At 60.4% G+C, this 20,145-nt stretch carries 18 protein-coding genes and 1 pseudogene; 5 read left to right on the top strand and 14 right to left on the bottom strand.

Annotated elements, in window-relative coordinates; translation table 11 throughout:
* Positions 1 to 24: 24 nt before the first annotated feature.
* The 11 genes from ATO6_RS23465 to ATO6_RS23415 all read right to left on the bottom strand — a co-directional run bounded on the left by ATO6_RS23465 (position 25) and on the right by ATO6_RS23415 (position 12,146).
* Positions 25 to 246, bottom strand: a complete 222-nt coding sequence (locus ATO6_RS23465) for a hypothetical protein (protein ID WP_088626376.1) — start codon at positions 244 to 246, stop codon at positions 25 to 27.
* Between the two features lie 355 nt (positions 247 to 601).
* Entirely contained in the window at positions 602 to 2,554 is a 1,953-nt protein-coding gene (locus ATO6_RS23460) for a UvrD-helicase domain-containing protein (protein ID WP_088626375.1), read from the bottom strand.
* Positions 2,551 to 4,797 carry an ATP-dependent endonuclease gene (locus ATO6_RS23455; RefSeq protein ID WP_088626374.1) on the bottom strand — a complete coding sequence of 749 codons (2,247 nt, stop codon included), beginning with the start codon at positions 4,795 to 4,797 and terminating at the stop codon, positions 2,551 to 2,553. The genes ATO6_RS23460 and ATO6_RS23455 overlap by 4 nt, the downstream gene beginning before the upstream one ends.
* A 356-nt stretch (positions 4,798 to 5,153) precedes the next feature.
* Positions 5,154 to 6,509 carry an oxygen-independent coproporphyrinogen III oxidase gene (gene hemN, locus ATO6_RS23450; protein WP_088626373.1) on the bottom strand — a complete coding sequence of 452 codons (1,356 nt, stop codon included), beginning with the start codon at positions 6,507 to 6,509 and terminating at the stop codon, positions 5,154 to 5,156.
* A 50-nt stretch (positions 6,510 to 6,559) separates the two neighbouring features.
* Complete coding sequence (locus ATO6_RS23445) at positions 6,560 to 7,252, bottom strand: NnrU family protein (RefSeq protein ID WP_088626372.1); 693 nt, start codon at positions 7,250 to 7,252, stop codon at positions 6,560 to 6,562.
* Positions 7,252 to 7,467: an NnrT protein gene (locus tag ATO6_RS23440; protein ID WP_088626371.1), complete on the bottom strand. Its 216-nt coding sequence runs from the start codon at positions 7,465 to 7,467 to the stop codon at positions 7,252 to 7,254. Before ATO6_RS23440 ends, ATO6_RS23445 begins: the two co-directional genes overlap by 1 nt.
* Positions 7,464 to 7,649, bottom strand: coding sequence for a hypothetical protein (locus ATO6_RS23435; protein WP_088626370.1), 186 nt, complete (start codon positions 7,647 to 7,649; stop codon positions 7,464 to 7,466). Before ATO6_RS23435 ends, ATO6_RS23440 begins: the two co-directional genes overlap by 4 nt.
* 1 nt (position 7,650) lies before the next feature.
* Positions 7,651 to 9,525 (bottom strand): nitric oxide reductase activation protein NorD, encoded by a 1,875-nt coding sequence (locus ATO6_RS23430; protein ID WP_088626369.1) that lies wholly within the window; start codon positions 9,523 to 9,525, stop codon positions 7,651 to 7,653.
* Positions 9,526 to 9,529: 4 nt separating this feature from the next.
* A complete protein-coding gene (locus tag ATO6_RS23425) occupies positions 9,530 to 10,324 on the bottom strand; it encodes a CbbQ/NirQ/NorQ/GpvN family protein (protein WP_088626368.1) in 795 nt (264 codons plus the stop codon).
* A gap of 4 nt (positions 10,325 to 10,328) precedes the next feature.
* Entirely contained in the window at positions 10,329 to 11,672 is a 1,344-nt protein-coding gene (locus ATO6_RS23420; protein ID WP_088626367.1) for a cbb3-type cytochrome c oxidase subunit I, read from the bottom strand.
* 21 nt (positions 11,673 to 11,693) lie between these two features.
* Positions 11,694 to 12,146, bottom strand: a complete 453-nt coding sequence (locus tag ATO6_RS23415; RefSeq protein ID WP_088626366.1) for a cytochrome c — start codon at positions 12,144 to 12,146, stop codon at positions 11,694 to 11,696.
* A gap of 125 nt (positions 12,147 to 12,271) precedes the next feature.
* On the opposite strand from ATO6_RS23415, the gene ATO6_RS23410 reads away from it, so the two are divergent.
* The gene (locus tag ATO6_RS23410; protein WP_088626365.1) at positions 12,272 to 12,484 is read left to right on the top strand and encodes a DUF1858 domain-containing protein; all 213 of its coding nucleotides are present in this window, start codon (positions 12,272 to 12,274) and stop codon (positions 12,482 to 12,484) included.
* A 66-nt stretch (positions 12,485 to 12,550) separates the two neighbouring features.
* Here the strand turns inward: ATO6_RS23410 and ATO6_RS23405 are convergent, their stop codons facing one another.
* Entirely contained in the window at positions 12,551 to 13,246 is a 696-nt protein-coding gene (locus ATO6_RS23405) for a Crp/Fnr family transcriptional regulator (RefSeq protein ID WP_088626364.1), read from the bottom strand.
* A gap of 102 nt (positions 13,247 to 13,348) precedes the next feature.
* Here ATO6_RS23405 and ATO6_RS23400 point away from each other — a divergent pair, with 102 nt between their 5' ends.
* The gene (locus tag ATO6_RS23400; RefSeq protein WP_088626363.1) at positions 13,349 to 13,777 is read left to right on the top strand and encodes a pseudoazurin; all 429 of its coding nucleotides are present in this window, start codon (positions 13,349 to 13,351) and stop codon (positions 13,775 to 13,777) included.
* A 76-nt stretch (positions 13,778 to 13,853) separates the two neighbouring features.
* Entirely contained in the window at positions 13,854 to 15,044 is a 1,191-nt protein-coding gene (locus ATO6_RS23395; RefSeq protein WP_088626362.1) for an NnrS family protein, read from the top strand.
* Positions 15,045 to 15,644: 600 nt separating this feature from the next.
* Here the strand turns inward: ATO6_RS23395 and ATO6_RS23385 are convergent.
* Together ATO6_RS23385 and ATO6_RS23380 are read right to left on the bottom strand one after the other, a co-directional pair.
* On the bottom strand, positions 15,645 to 16,985 hold the full coding sequence (locus ATO6_RS23385) for a DUF6538 domain-containing protein (RefSeq protein ID WP_088626360.1): 1,341 nt from the start codon (positions 16,983 to 16,985) through the stop codon (positions 15,645 to 15,647).
* A gap of 564 nt (positions 16,986 to 17,549) precedes the next feature.
* The gene (locus tag ATO6_RS23380; protein WP_088626359.1) at positions 17,550 to 17,780 is read right to left on the bottom strand and encodes a hypothetical protein; all 231 of its coding nucleotides are present in this window, start codon (positions 17,778 to 17,780) and stop codon (positions 17,550 to 17,552) included.
* Positions 17,781 to 18,186: 406 nt separating this feature from the next.
* On the opposite strand from ATO6_RS23380, the gene ATO6_RS25650 reads away from it, so the two are divergent.
* Positions 18,187 to 18,426, top strand: a complete 240-nt coding sequence (locus ATO6_RS25650; RefSeq protein ID WP_369597081.1) for a hypothetical protein — start codon at positions 18,187 to 18,189, stop codon at positions 18,424 to 18,426.
* A gap of 427 nt (positions 18,427 to 18,853) precedes the next feature.
* Positions 18,854 to 20,145, top strand: a pseudogene (locus tag ATO6_RS25235) (hypothetical protein); the annotation flags it as partial.

Below are 20,145 nucleotides of genomic sequence, written 5' to 3'. Positions count from 1 at the left end.
TTGCATGTCATATCCTCCGAGTTTCTACCCAGTAAGATCGGGAGAGAAGGAGTCGAGCACGGTCACAGTCTCTCGCCGTCCTTTCTGCGTGATCCGCAAATAGTCGCCGAGGTCGCTTGAGCGTTGCTCGATGAGCCCCTGCTGGACCAATAGCGCGAGCGTGCCGTGACAGTCCCGAAAATCGGTTGCGAGCACCTCGCGTTCACTTCCGAGTCTACTGAGAATATGGAATTCCAAGGTGTTCATAGAGAGCACCTCCTTCCTTGGGCATGCATATCACGATTCCCGTTCACACCCAAATCCGGCCCGCCAAACTGGCGAAACGGGCTAATTTCTGCCTGATCCGATTGACGGTTAGAGCAGCTAAATTGCCGGAGAGGTCTCGGGCGAGTGGGAATAATGAAGGACTGTTTCCCGGGCAATCACGACAGGCGGCAGATGATACTCACGCCTGTCTTCGGGGGCAGTGCAGGTGCCAGCCTTCGTAGATCGCAATTTCGGCTTCGCGCCCAAGGTGACTGTGTCGATGTTGATGCAGTTTGTAGTCGCCGCATCGGCGTGCCCATTGCGAACGGCCCTCAGCGGTCATTGCTGAACAAGTTCAGCTCTGCGGTGCAGCTTCCTGATCGAACGTGCCTGCCTCAACCATCACAACCTCGTCCTCGGCCATCCATCCTTTGGAAATCAGAAACTTTTGGATCGTTTCGGGAGACTCGGAATAGAGGACAAGAGCGAGACTATCTTCTGCGCGCGTGCAGGTGACATAGAGAAGGCGGCGGGTGCGCTCGATCGTAGTTTCTTCGCCCTGATCCGCCTTTTTCCGAGAGGCTGCGGACAAAGGCTTCACGTCAAACAGCGTCTCATAGGAAGCAAGGCCCTTAAAGCGTGTGCGGGCGTCATCAGCGATAACCATGACACGGGGGAATTCCAGCCCCTTGACTCCTTGATGGGTGCCATATGGGCTTCGGTCTTCGACGTAGGCGAGGTAGCGCGCCACTTGGGAAAACGGGGCCTCAAGGGCCTGCGTCCAGGCCTCGGTAAAGTTGTGTTCGGTAGGTGGTATGGCCTCGGACGTGTCCAGATCCAGCTCGTCGATATTGTCCGCCAAGTCCTGGGCAACGGAATCGTAATCAGGCAAACAGAGCCGAAGCTGGCCGGGGATCGGGAACAGCCGGTGCTCGGCCACGACCGTTAACACTTCGGCACAGCACGGATCCCGTTCGTCCTCAAACAGCGTCATTAGGGCTTCGACGCCCTTTCGCGCCTGATCGAGACCTGTGACTTGGCCCCCACGGTCCGACCGGATTATTTTCTTATCTACTAACGGTGAACCGTCGCGCAGCAACGCCATCGCGGCAAAGGCATCCCCACTAATGTGAGCCTCCACCAATGGCAAGATCCGATGTGTGAAAAGCCGCATCGCGGGCAGGGTTCCATTGCGAAACCCGTCCTTGAGGTTGCCGGCTTTGCTTAGGGGCTCAAACAGGTCGCTGAAACCAAGACGCGCAGCGGCCATGTGACGCTCGATCGTAAGGGTTTTGATCGTCTCCGGGTCCTGCCACGCGGGGTCTCCGGTGATACGCGCCATCTCCGCCTGGGCATAGGCTTCGAAGGCTGCGCGATCCGTGCGCTCGTTCGGTGCAAGAAAGACGCGCACGGTGCCACCCGGTTTGTCTTCGCGTGCCCGCTGCTGACGGCTATCGTCTTCGCGCCGGATCGCATTAGCCAGATCAATGATCCGCGCACGGCTGCGGTGATTCATCTGCTTCGCCGGTTGCTCGAAATCCCCGACGCGTTTGTCGAGATCGCGCAAACCATCGCTGTAAATGCGCTGCATCGTGTCCCCGAGCAACCCTAAGGCGGTGCGGCCGCGATGGCGCACCTCGAAGGTCAAAAGCGCCTCCATCAATGGTTTCATCGTGTCTTGGCTCTCGTCGATCAGGATGAACGGGTAGCGCGCCAGAACGATGTTTTGGAACGTCTCGCTTTCAGTCAGGAAATGTGCGGTGAGCGCAATAACCTCGGCATGTTGCAGCGCGTCGCGACCGAAATTGTCCCCCTCAGGCGCGTAGGTGAAGGCTCGGATCTCAGTCAAGCGCCCCAGCCGTTTTGTCTTGGAAGCCATCTTCTTGAGGCGTTCGTCATGGGCGGCGGTGCCTACCTTTCCCTTCGCCTGGGCAACCTCGATCTCGGCAATCTCGGTTTTCAAATTTCTCTCAAGCCAGCCTCTAATATCTGCTGTTCGTCCCTCGATGAGCGACCAAGCGAAGCTGTGGATGGTCTGCACCTGAAACACTGGATCAGCCTTGACGCGGCGCGTGATCTCATCTGCGGCGGCGTTGGTATAGGTAATCACGGCGATCTTGCGGCTGTGTTTGCGCAAGGTGGTCAGGGTCTGAGTGTCCAACCCCTCCAGTGCGTCCTTGAGAGAGCGAGTCTTGCCTGATCCCGCCCCAGCATAGAGAAAGAAGCTACGCGGCTGATCGAGGGACAGACACGCGCGGATCGTCGCATCAGCGCCAGCGTCGCGGGTGTCGTCGCTTACGTCCGTCATATTGCACCTACTCCGCCCTTCAGCTTGCCCGCGAGCCAAGTCAAGCCACTATCGATATAGGGCGGCGCCCGAAGCGCTTTAATCTCCTTGATATATAGGAGGTCGAGCGCGAAGGCAGCCTTCTCTGGTTTATTGGCCAACCGCTCAAAGAGCGCCGTGGCGAGGTCCTCAGGCGTGGACACGGCATCGATGTATTTGCCAAAATCACGGGTCATGAGGCAGGCCAGATCCGTTTTTGCGGCGTCTTTCACGGCTTCCGGGTTGGTCAGGACGAGAGCATCCTCGAACGTGCTGGGCGTGATGGTTTGAGTCTCCTCGCCCAGCGTCACCACTTGCGGTGTCTGAAAAGAGACGGCGATGGTCTGGGTGGCATCGGTATGGCAGAGAGTATTTGGCGGTGCGACCATCAGCTTGTCGACCTCTGCCATCTCGGGGAGCCAGGTTTTCAGAGCGTGGTTCGTGGTTTCCTGAGCTGCCCCCGAGCGCGGCCGGGCCGACTCCCAGACATTCCTTTCGCCATTCTTGACCACTTTCTTGACCTTCGTCGCAGCATCGAGATCGGTGATTATCAGCGTCGGCAGCTCCAGCGCCTCGATCAGAGGCCGCATCCGATGCGCGTGACTGCCGCCCAGCTCCAAGAAGGAAAGATAGGCCGCTGCCAAGTCGGGGTAGTGATGCCGGATCAGAAGCGGCAACAGGATCCGCTCTGCGGCACCCTCGATAACGATGATCGCGTCGGCGAAGAATAGATCAAAATGTGTGCTCAACAGATAGCGCGTCACGAAGCGACGAGTTTCTGTGTCCGCGCCGAAGAGCCCTGTCATATTTGCCACAGTGGTTGTGGGAACAACTCCGGGACTTGGCAGTTCGCGCTTGAAATAACGCAAATCCTCAAAAGCGGCGGCGTGTGCGATATGGCCCGAATGCGTGCTCACGACCAGCTGCGTGGTGAAAGCCGAGTTCTCTTTCTCCAGATCCTCATGGTTGCGTAGCACTTTGTGGGCCTTGGCCATGAAGACTTGCTGCACCTGAACATGCAGGTGAGCCTCTGGCTCCTCGACCAGCACCAGTTGCAAGGGTTCGATGCCCTTGTCCTCCGGGGTGACCACCTGTGACTTGAATTTACCTACCTGCATCCAGTCATCCCGGAAGCGCATGAGCTGAAACACCATGGATATCAGGTTCTGGAAGCCCAGGCCGTTGTAGCTTTCGGGCAGGTTTACCCCGGATGAGTTGCCCGAAATATCATATTGCACAGCCGCCGGGTGATTGAGGCCGTCAACGGGCTTGATCTGCGTAGCTATAAGCAGTTTCGGATTGTTGAGGCCGCCGGGATAGCCGAGTTCTTCCAGTTCCTTAATTGCGTTGGCGAAGCCATCCTGGAGGCGGTCATTAAAGGTGGCCTCGGCATCATGAATCGCCATGAGCGCTTTGACGTCGTTCAGCGTGGGATTCGTTTCAGGGTCAATATGTTTCCGAAAATAAGTCTGTATCTGGCTTGCCATCTTGCGGCTGTCAGTATGGACGAGTTCACCATCATCATGGTTCCCGTCACCGGCATCGGCGAACCCACGCTGAGCGTTGATCTCACGAATGTGGATTAGGCCGGCAAAGGGGTTGGCGCCGAACCCCTCTGACAGTGCCGGCAGGGGCGGTGGAACTACCTCTCCGGAAGTTGCAAAGTTATTAGGGTCCAAAAGATGAGCGTTCAGTTGGAACAGATCTTTCAGGTGCTTGTCCAAGAATTCCCGAAAATCGCGCGGCCAAAGCGCAAATCCATTGTCCAAAGTGCCACCCGGCTTTAGCTCCTCGGTGGCTTGGCGAGCGGCGAGGTAGCCCGCCTTGATATCGACCCCCTTTTTGGGTTCAAGGCGCAGGCGAACACCGAGATATCCGCCGGTCCAAGTCAATGTGGGGATCAAATGCGCGACATGATGGAGTTCTGAATTTTCCGCATGGATCCAGACGTCGAGGAACGGGAGTTTATCTAATAGAGGGTTGAGATCCGCCTCGGCTTCCTGCGTCCAGGCACTCGCGACCTGCTCGATGTCGATCCAGTTTGATGCTGTAACATCACGCGTGTCGATGCCGCCGCGATCCTTGAGGAATTTGCGCAACGCCTTCATGGCAGATGTCTTGCCGCTGTTGTTGGCCCCAACGAGCAGAGTCTGCCTGCCCGACATGTCCAGACGGGCCCGCCGCAATTTGCGAAAGTTAAATACTTCAATACGTTCTATTTTCATAATATCGGTGCCCCTCTCGCAGGAAATGCTCCGCTTTCGTATGTGTATATGCTTGTCCTGCGGGTGTGCAGCCGTAGTCAACCGCCAAGAGACCGACAGTCTTCGCAAGTCTGACTATTCGCTTGGCGCGAACTGGAGGGCGGTGGACACCGCATAATGTGTCGCACGTCATGCCGGGCTTGAAGGGCAACCCCTGACGCCTTGGCGCCCAACTTCTGGTCAATGCCCGTCTTCCGCAGTGCCGCGCTCTTGGATGCCAACCGTCTCTAAAGCGTTTGCAGCGCAGGTCGGCTTACCGCCCAATATGAACATTCTTTTTTCGATGGCCTTTCGTGCCGATGGTAAGAGCCGTCGGTTCAAGATGCATGGGAAAATCGCTCATTGTCTGACAGGTGGACGTCGAGTGCACTGGCGATGATACGCGTCAGGGGCCGGCCCCGTGGTTCGACCGCAAGGTAGTCGCCGGTCAGGGTTACGAGGTCGCCGTAGCGTTCGGCAATCATGGCAAGAGTCGGGGCGAGAGTCGCGGCTTGGGCTCCGAAATCGCGGCGCAGTGCACCCCTGTCGAGGCGGAAATCGCACATCAGCATTTCAATAGCGCGGGCCCTGAGCAGGTCATCTTTGCTCATTACATGTCCACGGGCGCCGGCCAGCGTCTTGTTCTCGATGCGCTGGATGTAAGCGGCGGTGGCCGGTGCGTTCTGGACGTAGCCCGAGGGAAGTCGTGAAATCGAGGAGGCCCCGAGGCCGATCAGCGTCGGGCATATGTCGTCGGTGTAGCCCTGGAAGTTGCGCCGCAGGTGGCCGGAGCGGGCTGCGCGGGCGAGCGCGTCGTCAGGCCGCGCGAAGTGGTCGATCCCGATCGCGTTGAAGCCCGCATCCATGAACCGCTGCTCCGCCAGGCCGGCGAGTTCGTAACGCTCGACCTCCTTGGGAAGGGCGTCACCGTCGATCAGTTGCTGACGTTTCGAGACCCAGGGGACGTGGGCGTATCCGAAAATGGCCAGGCGGTCCGGTGCCAGCCCGAGCACTTTCGAGATCGTGTCGTCCAGCCGGGTGAGGTCCTGATGCGGCAGGCCGTAGACGAGGTCGGCGTTCAGGGAATGGATGCCCGCGACGCGCAGGTCATCGACACAGGCCTTCGTGATGTCGAAGGGCTGAATGCGGCCGATGGCCTCCTGGACCTTGGGGTCGAAGTCCTGGATGCCGATACTGGCGCGGTTCATTCCCTCTTCGGCAAGCGCCGTGATCTTGTCCGCGTCGACCATGGTGGGGTCGATCTCGACCGAGAATTCGTGATCCGCTGTCGGCGGGATGATCGCACGAACCGCGCGCGCAAGACGGTGGATGAGATGCGGCGGCAGGATCGTCGGCGTGCCGCCACCCCAGTGCATCCGTCCCATTCTCAACCCTTCAGGAAGGATTTCCTTCAGAAGTGCAAGTTCCTGCTCCAGCGTGCCGATGTAGCTTTCAACGGGGGAAAGGGTCTTTGTGCCCTGCGTGCGGCAGGCGCAGAACCAGCACAGCCGCTCGCAGAAGGGTATGTGTAGGTAGACCGAGACGGGTTCGTCCGGGTTCAGCGCGGCGAGCGCTTTGACCTGGTGAGCGGCACCGACCTCGGGCGAGAAGACCGGGGCGGTGGGATAGGAGGTGTAGCGGGGCACCCGGGCGTCGAAGAGGCCGAGGGATCTGAGGCGGTCGATCTGTTTCATATGCCCCGTATGTGCCTTTCCCGGATCGTGAACGTTGCGCAGGATCAAGCTCAGAAGGGAAAGGGCGATGCGCCGATCAAGGATCCATGCAGGTGAAGGGCGGCGCCCCAGATCAGCAGGCCGATGATGGCCCGGATTGTCAGCGGACGCGCGTTGCCGCGGAGCCAGGCTCGGTCGGTCAGGGGGCGTAGAGAGAATGTAGCTGTGGCGGAGAAGAATGCCGTGGCTTCGGGGCCGAGTGAACAGCGGGCTTTTGCGTCAAATGCGGGGATGGCGGCGAGGGCCATGAAGGTGAAGCTGCCGAAGAGGATCACATGGGCGAGGTCACCATTCGGCACGAGATGCGCCCCGGCCCAAAGCGCCAGGGCGAGGAACAGCGGGTGCCGGGTAATGGCTGCGAAACCCGGATCGTCGGGATTGGCGATGGCGTTTCGCTTGCCGCCAAGCGTGAAAGGGTTCCGCAGACCGAAGCCGCAGGCAACCAGCACCATGGCAACGGGCATCGCGATATTGGGCACCCACCTCGTCCAGGGCACCTGTGGCCAGAGTTCGACATAGGGCGCCCGGCCCGCCGCGACGATGACCCAGACGAGCAGAGCGAAGGACAGCAGCCCGTAGGCTGAGAAATACACGCGCCGCCCGACCGCGCCGATCAGCCTGTCGCGCAGGCCGCCGATGCGCGGCAGAAAGTGGCTGGCGACGAAGATCGCCAGTGCGAGCGTGTATTCCGTCCATCCTGTCATCAGCCTTCGGCCTTCTCCATCAGTCGCACGATGTGACAGGCAAAGGCGTAGGTCGCGGGCAGGCCGATGACCAGCCCCCCGGCGGCGGATTGCCAAGGCGTCAGCACGGGTAAGCCCATCCAGGACCCGATGAGCGAGGCGAAGAAGAGGTTCACCCCCATGGCCCCGGCTCCGAAGGGGTAGAGCGCCGCGAAGAGCTTTGGTGAGGGTCTCATCGGCGGCTCACCAGCATCTGCACGGCGACAAGTGACAGCAGCAGCGCGACCGAGCCGACGAAGAACCAGAATTCAGCGGCTTCCGTCTGCGGCTGCGGGATCGGTCTGTCGAACGCCTCGGCCAGGGCGGTCGTGGGCAGGGTCAGGGCAAGATACGGGGTGGTGGTGAGGATACGTTTCATCTCAGCTCTCCATGGTCAGGGTTTGATAGATCTCGGGCAGGGCACGCGGCAGGCGTTCGGGATGCGGCAGCAGGGTAAAGCCCGCGCGCCCGAAGATGCGGGCGAACCAGTCCTGCCCGTCCTGGTCGACGATGACGCCGTGCACGGCCTGGCCAAGCGCGCGGGCCTCGCGAACGGCCATGCGGCTGTCCTCGATCCCGTGCAGGCCCTCGTAGTGGTCGAGGTCGTTGGGTTTGCCGTCAGTCAGCACCAGCAGCAGGCGGCGGGTCGCGCTTTCTTCGGCGAGCTGAGCCGAGACATGGCGGATCGCCGCGCCGAGGCGGGTGTAGTGGCCGGGTGCCAAGCCCCCGATCCGGGCGGTGACGTCGCCGGACATCGGTTCCTCGAAGGTCTTGGCCAGGTGCAGGAAGACACGATCTCGGCGCAGGGATGAAAAGGCCCAGATTCCAAGCCGATCCCCGGCGGTGTCGATCCCTTCGGCCAGCGATGACAGGGCTTCGCGAGCGACCTCGATGACCGACGTGTCGCCGATTGCAGCTTCGGTCGAGCGGGAGCAGTCCATCAGGATTGCCACTGACAGGTCCCGGGCCACGGGGCGGCCCGCTTGCCAGACCCGGTCGGACCCTTCCTGCCCGCAGGCGATGTCGGTGCGGGACGTGACGATGGCGTCGAGGTCCAGGTCCTCCCCGTCAATCTGGCGGGGCAGGATGACGCGACGCGGATGCAGCGGCGCGAACTGGCGTTTGACCCGGGCGACGAGGCGCGGGTCGGGGGCGTATTCGGCGCGCGGTTCCGCGGGCGCTTCCAGAACGCGGGTATGGCCGGGCATGTAATCACCGGTGCGACGGTTCCATTCCGGGTAGGTGAACTTGCCGGCCAGCATCTCGTGATCGGCATCCTGCGGCGACAGGTCCAGCGACAGGCGCAGACGGGTCGCGGCTCGTTTCATGTTCTCCGAGAATGTCAGGTGGTCCTGATCTTCGGCGGCCTTGGCGGCATTGTCCTGATCGTCGTCGTCAACAAGCCGGTTGATGTTCAGGCTTTCGGCCCAGGACATGATCGTTTCGAACCGATGGATGATGAACCCGTCGTTGCGGTTCGCCTGATCGCGATCTTCGCGTTTCGCCTCTTTCCGGCTGGGAACTGCGAAGGCGGGGGCCTGATCGGGTTCCTCCGCTTTATCCGCCGCACCCTTACAGGTGGTGCGCGGTAGAAAGCGCAGCCAGATCGGCATCGGGGCATAGCTGCGGTAGCCACGCGGGGCGGTGGCTTCGATTTCTTCGATCCCGCCGCGCTGACAGCCGATCTGGTCGAGGATCATCAGCTCGACCGAGGCTTCGTGTCGGGGCAGGGCGCCGCGTTTGCGTAAGGCGCAGGTTTCGAGGCAGAGCACCCGGTAATCTTCCTGAAGACCGGGGCAAGCGCGGAAGGCGCGGTCCATGGCAGCTTCGTTGGCCGCAATCTGGGCGAGGTCGTTGCGGTAGGGGTCGGCCAGCCGCGCGGGCACCGTGGCAAAGGCTGCGATAGAGGCGAGCCAGAGATAGGCGGCGCGGTTCAGCTCCCGTGTAGAAAAGCAGTCCATCACCGGCGGCAGCCGCAGCCGGTCACCGTCGAAATCTGCCACATGCACCATTTCGCGCGGGGTGCCGACCCGGCGGAATAGGCCGGGCCGGTGGTCGGAGGAGGCGAGTGGGGACGCCACGATCTCGACCCCCGCCGGGCCACCGAGTGCCCGGAAGAGTGCGGCAAGGCTGGGGCGCATGGCGTCGAATGTAACGGCGCGGTCGGCGTCCGCTGCCGACCTGCGCGTCGCCATGTCGTGCCAGAGGTTGCCGACGGTTTCCTCCGGTTCCATGAGGTCGAGAACGTGGATCATGGCATCACCCGAATACGGCGCTGGCGATATCGCGCAGGGCTTGTTGCACATCCGGCTCATCGCTGAGCGGTTCGATGATCGCGGCCTGAAGCGCCCGGTCGACGGGCATCCCCTTCGCGATCATCGTGGCGGCGTAGATCAGCAGGCGGGTGGATACCCCTTCCTCCAGGTCCATGCCCGAGAGGTTGCGGATGCCGCCCGCCAGTCGGACCAAGGCCTTCGCCCGGCCCTCGTCCAGTCCGCTTTCGCGCATGACCACTGGCACCTCGACCGCAGGCGTCGGGAAGTCGAAGCCGACGGAGACGAAGCGTTGTCGGGTCGAGGGCTTCAGCTTTTTCAAGATGTTCTGGTAGCCGGGGTTGTAGCTGGCCACGAGCATGAAGCTGTCCGGCGCCACCAATTCTTCGCCCGTCTTGTCGATGACCAGCCGGCGGCGGTCATCGGTCAGCGGGTGCAGGACGACGGTGACGTCCTTGCGGGCCTCCACCACCTCGTCGAGGTAGCAGATGCCGCCCTCGCGCACCGCCCGGGTCAGTGGCCCGTCGACCCAGACGGTTTCGCCCCCTTTCAGCAGGTAGCGCCCAATCAGGTCAGCGGCGCTAAGGTCGTCATGGCAGGCCACGGTGTGGAGCGGCAGGTCCAGACGCGCGGCCATGTGTTCGACGAAGCGTGTCTTGCCGCAGCCGGTCGGCCCCTTCAGAAGAAGGGGCAGAGCGTTGGCATGGGCCGTTTCAAACACCGCGCATTCGTCTGCGACGGGCTGGTAGAACGGCAGGTCGGCTGTGTTGAGGTCTTTCATCGGATCATTCTCCCGGAACGGCTACTGGGCCGGGTTTGACCACCTCGCGGCGCACCACGAGCATGGAGTAGATGAAGAGGAGTGCACCGAGGACCACCGCCACACCCGAGCCGAAGCGCATCAGGTAGAAGAGGCCAAGCTGGTCCTGGACGTCCATGTAGTAGTCGCCCACGATCCGCTGCATGTGCGTTTGGATCGTTCCGGCGAAGGTCAGCGTGAAGGTCATGAAGGCCATCCCGCCGGTCATCAGCCAGAAACTCGCCATGTTGAGCACCTGGTTGTAGGGCGCGCGGTTTCGCAGCAGCGGCATCGCATAGCTGAACATCGCGAGGTTGAGGGCCACGTAGGCGCCGTAGAAGGCGAGGTGCCCGTGGGCTGCGGTGATCTGCGTGCCGTGGGTGTAGAAGTTCACCCCGTGCAGCGTATGCAGGAAGCCCCAGACACCCGCGCCGAAGAAGGCCACGGTCGAGGAGCCGAGCGACCATAGAAGCGCGGCCTTGTTCGGATGGTTCTTCCGGCCCTTCCAGACCATCACGAAGGCGAAGGACATCATGGCGAAGAAGGGGACGACCTCGAAGGTGGAGAAGATCGAGCCGATCCACTGCCAGTAGCCCGGTGTGCCGATCCAGTAGAAGTGGTGCCCGGTTCCAAGGATGCCCGAGAAGAGCGCGGTGGCGACGATGACGTAGAGCCATTTCTCGATCACCTCCCGGTCGACGCCTGTGAGTTTCAGCATCAGGAAGCCGAGGATCGCGGCCATGACGAGCTCCCAGGTCGCCTCGACCCAGAGGTGAACGACCATCCACCAATACATCTTGTCGAGTGACAGGTTGTCGGGGTTGATGAAGGCAAAGACCCAGAGCAGGCAGAGCAGCCAGAGGCCCAACATCAGGATGTTGGTGATCGCTGTCTTGCGCCCTGCGAGGAAGGTCAGCGAAACGTTCACGAGGAAGATCACCGCCGCGACGAGGATGCCGAATTTGACCCAGAGCGGCTGTTCGAGGAACTCGCGCCCGCCGTGGATGCCCACGAGGTAAGAACCGACGGCACCAAGCGTGCCGACCACGAGGATCGCCAGCTGGATGTAGGCGAGCTTGACTGAGAAGATCTCGCGCTCGCTTTCCTCGGGCACGAGATAGTAGGCCGCACCGAAGAAGCCGAGCAGAAGCCAGACGATCAGCGCGTTGGTATGGATCATGCGGATGACGTTGAAGGGCAGGATTTCACTCAGCGTGTTCGGGGACACGTAGATCCAGCCTGCGAGAAGCCCGCCCAGCACCTGAATGCCGAAGAGGGCCATGGCGACGAGGAAGTAGGCGTAGGCCACCTTTTGAGATTGGTATTTCATGGTTTTTCTCCTGTCCCTCGATCAGCCGGCGTCGTTCGGCGGCCAGTTCTGGGTGTCGGTTTGATCGGCCCAACGGAGGAATTCGGCGAGCGCGCGCATTTCCTCCTCGGTGATCTCGAAATGCGGCATCTGGCGGCGGCCCTCGATGCCCGAAGGCTGCGCCTGCATCCATCCGTCCAGCATCTCGTATGCGAGTTCGGGGTCGTCCTGCGCGCCCCACCTCGTCATCACGTTGCCGACCTCGGGCGCGAAGTAGGCGCCCTCGCCGTGCAGCGTGTGGCAGTTGATGCAGGAGTTGCGTTCCCAGACGTGCTTGCCCAGCCGAACCTCTTCGGTGAGCGGCATTCCGGCCGTGGCGTTGTCCACGATGTGACGGTGGCTCTGCGCCGTCAGGGCCACGAACACGACGACGAAGAAGATGGATCCCCCGTAGAACACGTTCCTGGCCCGCGATTTGGTGAGTAGTTCTGACATGTCGCGGTCCCGACAAATTGTTGCGGATACCGGATGTCTAAGGGGCGGTGCTTGGCCGCTTATTGCGCAAACGCAAAGAACGGGACGAAAGATGAGCGCAGCATGCGGGTATGAAAGGACCCGCCATGAGCAAGCCCGATTTCGACGACCCCGACCTGCCGCTCGCGGACCTTTTCGCGGCATGGCCGGAAGCCGCCGCCATGTTTCTTGCCCGCCGGATGCTTTGTCCCGGCTGCCCGATCGCTCCCTTTCACGCGATCACCGATGCGTGCCTGGAATATGATCTGGACGAAGACGAATTCCGTGCGGATTTGAAGATGCTGCTGTCGGAAGGCTGAGCCGTCTGTGAAGCCCGGGATTGTGGCCGAAAGAGACAACAGGAAATTGGTTCCTGACGACCCTTTTCAGCCCTGCATTCCACTCAATAGGACAAGCTGATGCGGGTCCGTGACCACGATGTGCTTGCGGGTGGACTGCACGATGCCGTCCTTCTGCCAGGCTGACAGCAGGCGGCTCACTGTGTGCAGGGTAGTGCCGGTCATCTCGGAAATGTTCTGACGGGTGACGGGAAAGGCGATCTCGATCCCTTCGGCTGTCTTGCGGCCGCTTTGGTTGACCATGCGGAGCAGCGCGCAAGCGACCCGCTTCTCCACCGCCTGCGTGGCCATCTCGGTCAGAGTTTCCTGGATCTGGCCCAGGCGCTGTCCGAGCGTCTTGTAGCTCTCGGTCGCGAAGCCGGGGTAGGTCGAAGTGAACTCGGACCAGAGGCTGACCGGCCACGAGAGCGCGATCGACTCGGCGGCAGCGATGGACGTCGCCGGGTAGGTGTCGCGCTGCAAAGCTGGGGCTATCCCGAACAGCTGACCGGGCGAGATGTGCAGCACAATGATCTGGTCACCACCGGGTGTTGTCCGGACGACGCGTAGATAGCCATCGAGCAGCAGATAGAACCGGTCAGCGTCGTGGCCTTCCCGAAAGATCGCCGTGCCCTCCTCGTAGCGGCGCGAGACCGCGTGATCCAGGATCTCGCGAATCTGCGACCTCTCGAGCAGGGAGAAGGGTGGCAGATCGCTGAGAAGGCTTTCGTCGAGCTTGGGCACGTTTCGTGTCCGGAGTTTGTTTCAGAGCAACGTTCGGTTGCTCACCTTAACGCATAACGCGGCCAGAGAATGCAACCGGACAAGATACGAAAGGATGTTCCGATGCTGACGAAACTGATGATGACCGCCGCGCTTGCCCTTGCCGCCGGTGCTGCCGGGGCCGAGACCTTCGAGGTGCACATGCAGAACAAGGGCGAAGCCGGTGCCATGGTCTTTGAGCCTGCCTTCGTTAAGGCCCAACCCGGCGACGTGGTGAAGTTTATTCCGACCGACAAGGGCCACAACGTAGAGAATATCGAGGGCATGCTTCCCGATGGGGTCGAGGGCTTCAAGACCAAGTTCAACGAGGAATTCGACCTGACCGTCGAAGCTGAGGGCGTCTATGGCGTCAAGTGCACGCCGCACTATGCCATGGGGATGGTCGCGCTGATCCAGGTGGGCGACGCGGTCAATCTCGAAGCGGCCGAGGCCGTAAAGCAGAAGGGCAAAGCGAAGGGCCGCATGGCCGATCTGATCGCTCAGGTCGAATGACGCAGCGTCCCGCGTCTGATGACCGATCCGGGCGGTGCCAGTGGTGCCGCCCGATTGCTTTCCAGGGGTAAGATCAATGAAAACGCGCGAAATTTATCAAGGTCCGGCACTCTTCAGCTATGGCTTTCGTCCTTTCTTTCTTTTTGCGGGGCTCTTTGCCGTCGCGGTGATCCCGATGTGGTGGCTGATCTGGCGCGGAGAGATCAGTATCAGCGGCCACCTCGCACCGACCGACTGGCACATCCACGAAATGATCTTCGGATATGGTGCCGCCGTGGTCGCCGGGTTTCTGTTCACGGCCGTGCCCAACTGGACCGGGCGGATGCCGACACGCGGCTGGCCATTGGCGGTGCTGTTGGCACTGTGGCTGGCGGGACGGGCCGGTGTCGCGGGGCTGTTACCGGTCGGTCCGGTCGGGGCTGCCATCATCGACCAGATGTTCCTGCTGGCCGTCGCCGCGATGATCGCACGGGAAATCGTCGCCGGTCGCAATTGGAAGAACCTCAAGGTGCTTGTCCCGGTGTCCCTGCTGTGGGGGGCAAATATCCTGTTTCACGTCGAGGCGTTGACCCAGGGCGTGTCCGATATCGGCCGACGGCTTGGGATCGCCCTGCTGATCTTCCTGATCATGCTGATCGGGGGGCGCATCGTGCCGAGTTTCACGCGGAACTGGCTTGCCCAACGCAGGTCGGAGCGGATGCCGGTTGCGTTCAACCGTTTCGACGGTGTCTGCATCCTGATCGGTGCCGCCGCACTTGTCAGTTGGGCGATCGCGCCAGTTCATGCGGTGAGCGTTCTTTTCGGCGGCGCCGCAGCTTTGTTGCATCTGATGCGGCTGCTGCGCTGGCGGGGACTGGCCACCTGGCGGTCGCCGCTTCTTCTGATGCTCCATGTCGCATACCTGATGGTGCCGTTGGGTTTTGCGTCCATCGGAGCCGGAGCGGCAGGTATCGTGGGGCCGGCCGTCAGCGCCCATGTGCTGGGCATCGGAGCCGTCGCCGGGATGACGCTGGCGGTGATGATGCGGGCAACGATGGGTCATACAGGTCGGCCGCTGGTTGCCGGACCTTGGCTCACGAGCGCATTCGCCCTGATCTGTGCTGCCACCTTGGCGCGCGTGGCTGGCCAGGATGTGTCGTTTGGCAGTCTCGATGGCGTCGGTCTATCCGCTGTCCTCTGGACGCTGGCCTTTGGTGTCTACCTTTGGCGTGTGGCGCCCTGGCTCCTTGGTCCCAAAGTCGCGGGGAAGGCCGTTTCAAAGGTCTAAAGTGCCGTATCCCCTGAAGTTGATTAGCCCTGTGTTTCGTGGAAGCCTTCTTGGCTAAATTTGACGCAGGTAGGCCATGATGAGCAGCTGTGCGGGAGGACCGGTCAGGGAGGCAGACGAGCGATTAGAAATAGAGTGACCGCAGCACTGTCCCCACCGGTTTAGACCTCGCAGGAACCAAACCGCAGTATTAACTAAACTGCCGTCTTGATAGCTCGGTGAGTGGCCGTCGTGTCCGGCGCCTGTGGGTGATAGCCGCCTTGCTCCGATGGCGCATTGAAAGGGGGTGCTAACGCCCCCTGTCTTCACGAAATATTTCACAATTGAAACTTTTGTCACGATATTTTTGCCGAAATTTCGATCGACAGAATGTTCTGACCTCACTTGGATGAGGTCTAATAATAACAATGGCTTACTTGGGGTCTGACGTTGGGCGGGAAGCGTTGCGGGCAAGGATCGTCAGCGCACAGGCATATGTTGCGGAAATGGTGGCGGAGCGGACCGACGGCGAGGTTTACCTCCCGATTTTTGTCAGACTGGAAGCGGAACTTGCTGCTTTAGAGGCCAAGGAAACAGCGATAGAACGTGCCAAGCGTCTGGTCATGTCAAAGCAGGGATAAGCTTAATTGCCTCGGCGATTGACAGCTTTTCAGCGAGCGAAAGAGGGTTGCCGTAGACTTCTCTTCCTCTGACCCTCTTGATCGAATGACCCATCATAGCTGCACGATCTTCATTGCTGAAGTGAGCATCTACCATGCGGCTCTCATAAGAGTGCCGCGTCCCGCCGATGGTGATGTCTTCAGGTAACAGCTTATTCTCATGTAAGAAAGCATTGGCGGCGGCAGAGAATGTTCCCTTGCCCCGATATCGAGGGAACCCCTGAGGATGGCGTCGCAAAGCCTCAAGCCCAATCCCAACCAGTGGTATTCGGCGTTTGGACGCTTTGTTCTTGATGGTTCGAGAAAATTCACCAGTTTCCTTCTTGATCTCAATATGAGGGATCTCGTGCTCAAGATGGATCGAGCCGGGGGGCAGGTCAGTTACTTCGGCTTGGCGCGCGCCTGTCTCGATGAGCACATAAATCAAGTCGCGCGCTTCTTCGTTCATCGCTGACAGGGCTCCTGGAGCAATGATCTTCATGAGGTTTTGCATTGGGATTTCGAGCTTCTGTCCGTCTCCTTCGGCGAGTTTGCTGAGAGGTGTTGAAAGGTTGCGCCAAGGCGATGGTGGCACGTCTTCGATGTCTACTCCCAGAGCCACATGATGTCGCTTCCACAGACCATTGAGGTTCTGAAGCTCAGTCATGGCGGATTCTGCTTTGTAGTCTTCGTCAATTACGCGGTCTTTCAGGGCATCTCGAAAAGCGACAGCCTGCTTTCTTTCGATCTGCGTGAATTCGGGATCATTTCCGATCAACGCGACGAACTTTTCAGCCGGCCGCAGCCAACGGCGTTCCCAGACCTTTTTCCCTCTTTCGGTCTTGGTCTTCCAGTCCTCGGGATAGCGTTCCGGCATGCTTTCCGCGACTTCCATGAGTGTCATTTTTGGTATCGCAACGCCGCCAAGTATGGCCTGCGCAGCATCGCTATCCGGACTATCTTTATTTGCTTTCAGCAATTCCACTCGACCAAGTAGCTTCTCGATCGCCATTTCCGAGACGTCGTCAGCAGTTCGATACTCCTGCCCGCGAGAGGCGGCCAGCTCTGCCGCAATCTGATATCTGGACTTGGCGGTAAGAGGCTGCTGTCCTGCGAGCGCCGCGTTCCATTGAGCCAGCATCTGTCGTTTCCATTTGACACGGAACTCGACAGCTTCCTCGTAATCCGCCGTCCCAGTGGCCTGCCAAATTTCCTTCCTGCCCACGATGTTCAGAAATTGCGTCGGCACTTGAAGCCTTGCTGTATACCTTCTTTTCTTCCCTCTTGGGAACAGCCCGTCCATCTGTGTCGGTTCCTCATTGGTCGATCAACGTCATCCCAGGCCGCGTCATGCCGTTCAGGAAGCGTCACACGATTTGCTGCGGAATATGCTACAGTTTTTGCTACAGCAAGGCGTCCGTGCCGTCCATGGTTGATCAATAAAATAAGAGAAATCGTGACGAGTTCGATTCCGCCCCCGGGCACCATAAAAATCAAGGACTTAGAGGTTGGTTGGTTAGTCTCAGAGACGTTTAGTCTCGGGTTGGTCTCGACCATTTTCGGCAGACACACTTCTCCCGCCCACTAAAATCCGTTGCCAATAAATCACGCGCTTTGTGGGGTCAGCGCAGGATCAGATTAGTCCTTCCGGTCAAGCTTCCGCCGGATGAGGTACCAGACCACATCCCACAGAACCTTGAGCAGAAGCACTAGCAGGGCTTCCAGCATCGCATCTCACATTGGTTGATGGACGAGGGTGGTCGGAAACGAAAAAGCCCCGCCATAGCAGGGCTTCATCTGGACACACGTCCTCAAGGATCAAAATACGCCAATTCGAGACTGGGTTCAAGCCCTGGTCAAAATAAGCTTAGTCGTTCCAAGTGACCCCTGTCACTGCCCACATCTGAGCGGTTTGCGCCTCGGTGATGGCAACAGAAAGAAGGCGACGCTTCTCACCAGGACCGGATTGCTCACGAAGTTTGGCACAGCGGTCGATAATTTTGGCATACAATTTCTTGATGTTTGTCACCTCATCATCGCCTGATGGGTTGAATGATAGATCAACGGCTTTTTTGCCGTATGTTGGTTCGTTTGGCATAAATAGAATTAGCTATTGAATAACGGGCTATAGCACCACGTAGTCTCAGGTCAGTCTCGTTTTTCACCACCTAACCTGTTGAAATCATAAGTTTATGAAATTGGGGGTATATTTTGGGATGGCCACGAGAATATTTTATTCACAAGTCTATCGGTTGGCTCAGATTATTGAGTAATATCAATGGAATGAATCCTCCTTGAAAATCCTCGTGTCGGTGGTTCGATTCCGACTCTGACACCACTCCCCATGCTAATTCATTGGCTTGCCTCAGCTTTATCTCTGGATGGAGCGGGCGTAGAACATGGCCGAGTACAAAACAGCGGCCCACACCTTCGTGAAAGACGGCGGCCACTACTTTGCGAGGTGCGTCCCGAACGACCTGGTGCATTATTAAACGTCCCGGAAAATCGCATACTCATTGCGTACGCGATCTGTTGCGGTGGCTGCGACAAGGGCAACCAGAGCCGCAGAGCAGCTTGATGAGTACTGGTCCCACCTCAGGCTCAAGGACAACGAGCTGCAGGGGAAGCACGTGCTTCGCCTTGCGCAGAACGCCGATATTGCCTCGGTCCAGGTGGCAGGTGCTACGCTTCAGCAAGCCACGGTGAAGCTGTCGGAGGCCGTGGTGATCTGCCTCCGCCTCTAGGGGCAGGGGCGTCCCATGACCTTCCATCGCGCCGCTGAGCGGTCCTGTGGCCACGTGGCCGATGTGTGCGGGAACAACCTGCGGGCTCTCCGCCAATTCGGAGGAGAGTCGGGTCTCAGGGCAGTTCCGTTGGATTTGATCCAGCGCGCCACGCAGGCGAGGGCGGTGATCTGTTCCCAAGCCATCGATCAGACCCGCATGGCCGCCTCGCGAGGCAAGGCGTTTTCGTCGACACGGTTTGCATGAGGGTGCCGTCGGGGCGTCCCGGAAGACATACTTTAGGATATAGACTTTTCGAAGTCTTCAGTTTACTACGTGCTAAAGGTCCACTACATTCTAAAGACAGAATCCGGCAAGCGTCGAACATCCTTTCGTGGTATGCCCCCGCTGTGCCAAGACATCTGCCGGTGAAATGAGGAGAGGCCAGTTGGCCACGAGCAAGCAAAAGCCTGGCGCTGCAGGGCGGTCGACATCTGTCGATGCCGTCGAGCTTTCTCTGTTCCCGAGCAATTTCAGAACCGAGTCGCTGAAGGCCGCGACCGGGGTGGGCGGCACCACTGCCGCGGCCGGTGCGATCGGCATGGGCCTTGCGGCCCAGAGCGCCACGGCCGAGGGGCTGTCCGCGTTGCAGGAGGCTTCGGCGGAGGCCTCTCCGAAGCCCGAGGTCAGGCCCGGAGCCGGCGAGACCTCCGATGCAGCGGCGGCGGAAGCGCCTTCCGCGACGGAGCCTGTCGCAGCGGGTGAGGCGATAGGGGCAGCCGACGAGGCACCCGGTGTTGCCGCCACCGAGATGCCGGATGTGCATGTCGTGGCGACGGTGGCGCCGGTCATCATAGACCCTGACGGTGGAACCTTCCCCTTTACAACCGAAAGCGACACTCCGGAGCCATCGCCGGTGGACATCGCCCGCGCGTCCGCGGCGGCAACCGTGCAGTCGGTGCCCGAGGTGGCCGTCTTCGTCAACGGTCCGGCCAGTCCCGAGGCGCCGCCTCAAATGGATACCGGGACTGCCGCCGAAACCGACACGGCCCCGGATCTCGAAAAGGGCGAGGACGGCGTCCTCGACAGCGTGACGGGTGAAGACGGCGTCGTTGGCACCGTGCTTGGCGCCGTCGTCGGAGCGGATGGGGCCGTCAACGGCCTCCTAGACGACGTCGTGGGCGAGGACGGCGTGGTGGACACACTGCTCGGCGCCGTTGCCGGCGAGGATGGGGTCGTCGACGCGGTCCTCGGAGAGGAGGGTGTCGTGAACGGCCTCCTTGACGCGGTCGCGGGCGAAGATGGCGTGCTGGAAACCGTCCTCGACGCGGTGACCGGCGACGACGGCCTGGTTGGCAACCTGACCGATGCGGTGCTCGGCGACGACGGTATCGTCGGCGGTCTGCTGGGGGCGGTGACGGGCGATAATGGCGCGGTCGACACCGTCGTGGACGCGGTGCTTGGTGACGACGGTATCGTCGATGGTCTGCTTGAGGGTGTCGCGGGCGAAGACGGTTTGGTCAATGGACTGCTCGACACCGTGGCGGGCGAAGACGGCATCGTGAGCGGCGTCCTCGACACCGTGGCGGGCGAAGACGGCATCGTAAGCGGCGTGCTTGATACCGTGGCGGGTGAAGACGGCCTCGTGGGTGGCGTCCTCGACACCGTGGCGGGCGAAGACGGCCTCGTGAGCGGCGTCCTTGATACCGTGGCGGGCGAAGACGGCATCGTGAGCGGCGT

The sequence above is a fragment of the Oceanicola sp. 22II-s10i genome (assembly GCF_002210105.1).
Lineage (GTDB): Bacteria > Pseudomonadota > Alphaproteobacteria > Rhodobacterales > Rhodobacteraceae > Pseudooceanicola.
The sequence above is the reverse complement of the archived record's forward strand: the minus strand, read 5'-3'. Positions and strand labels throughout refer to the sequence as shown.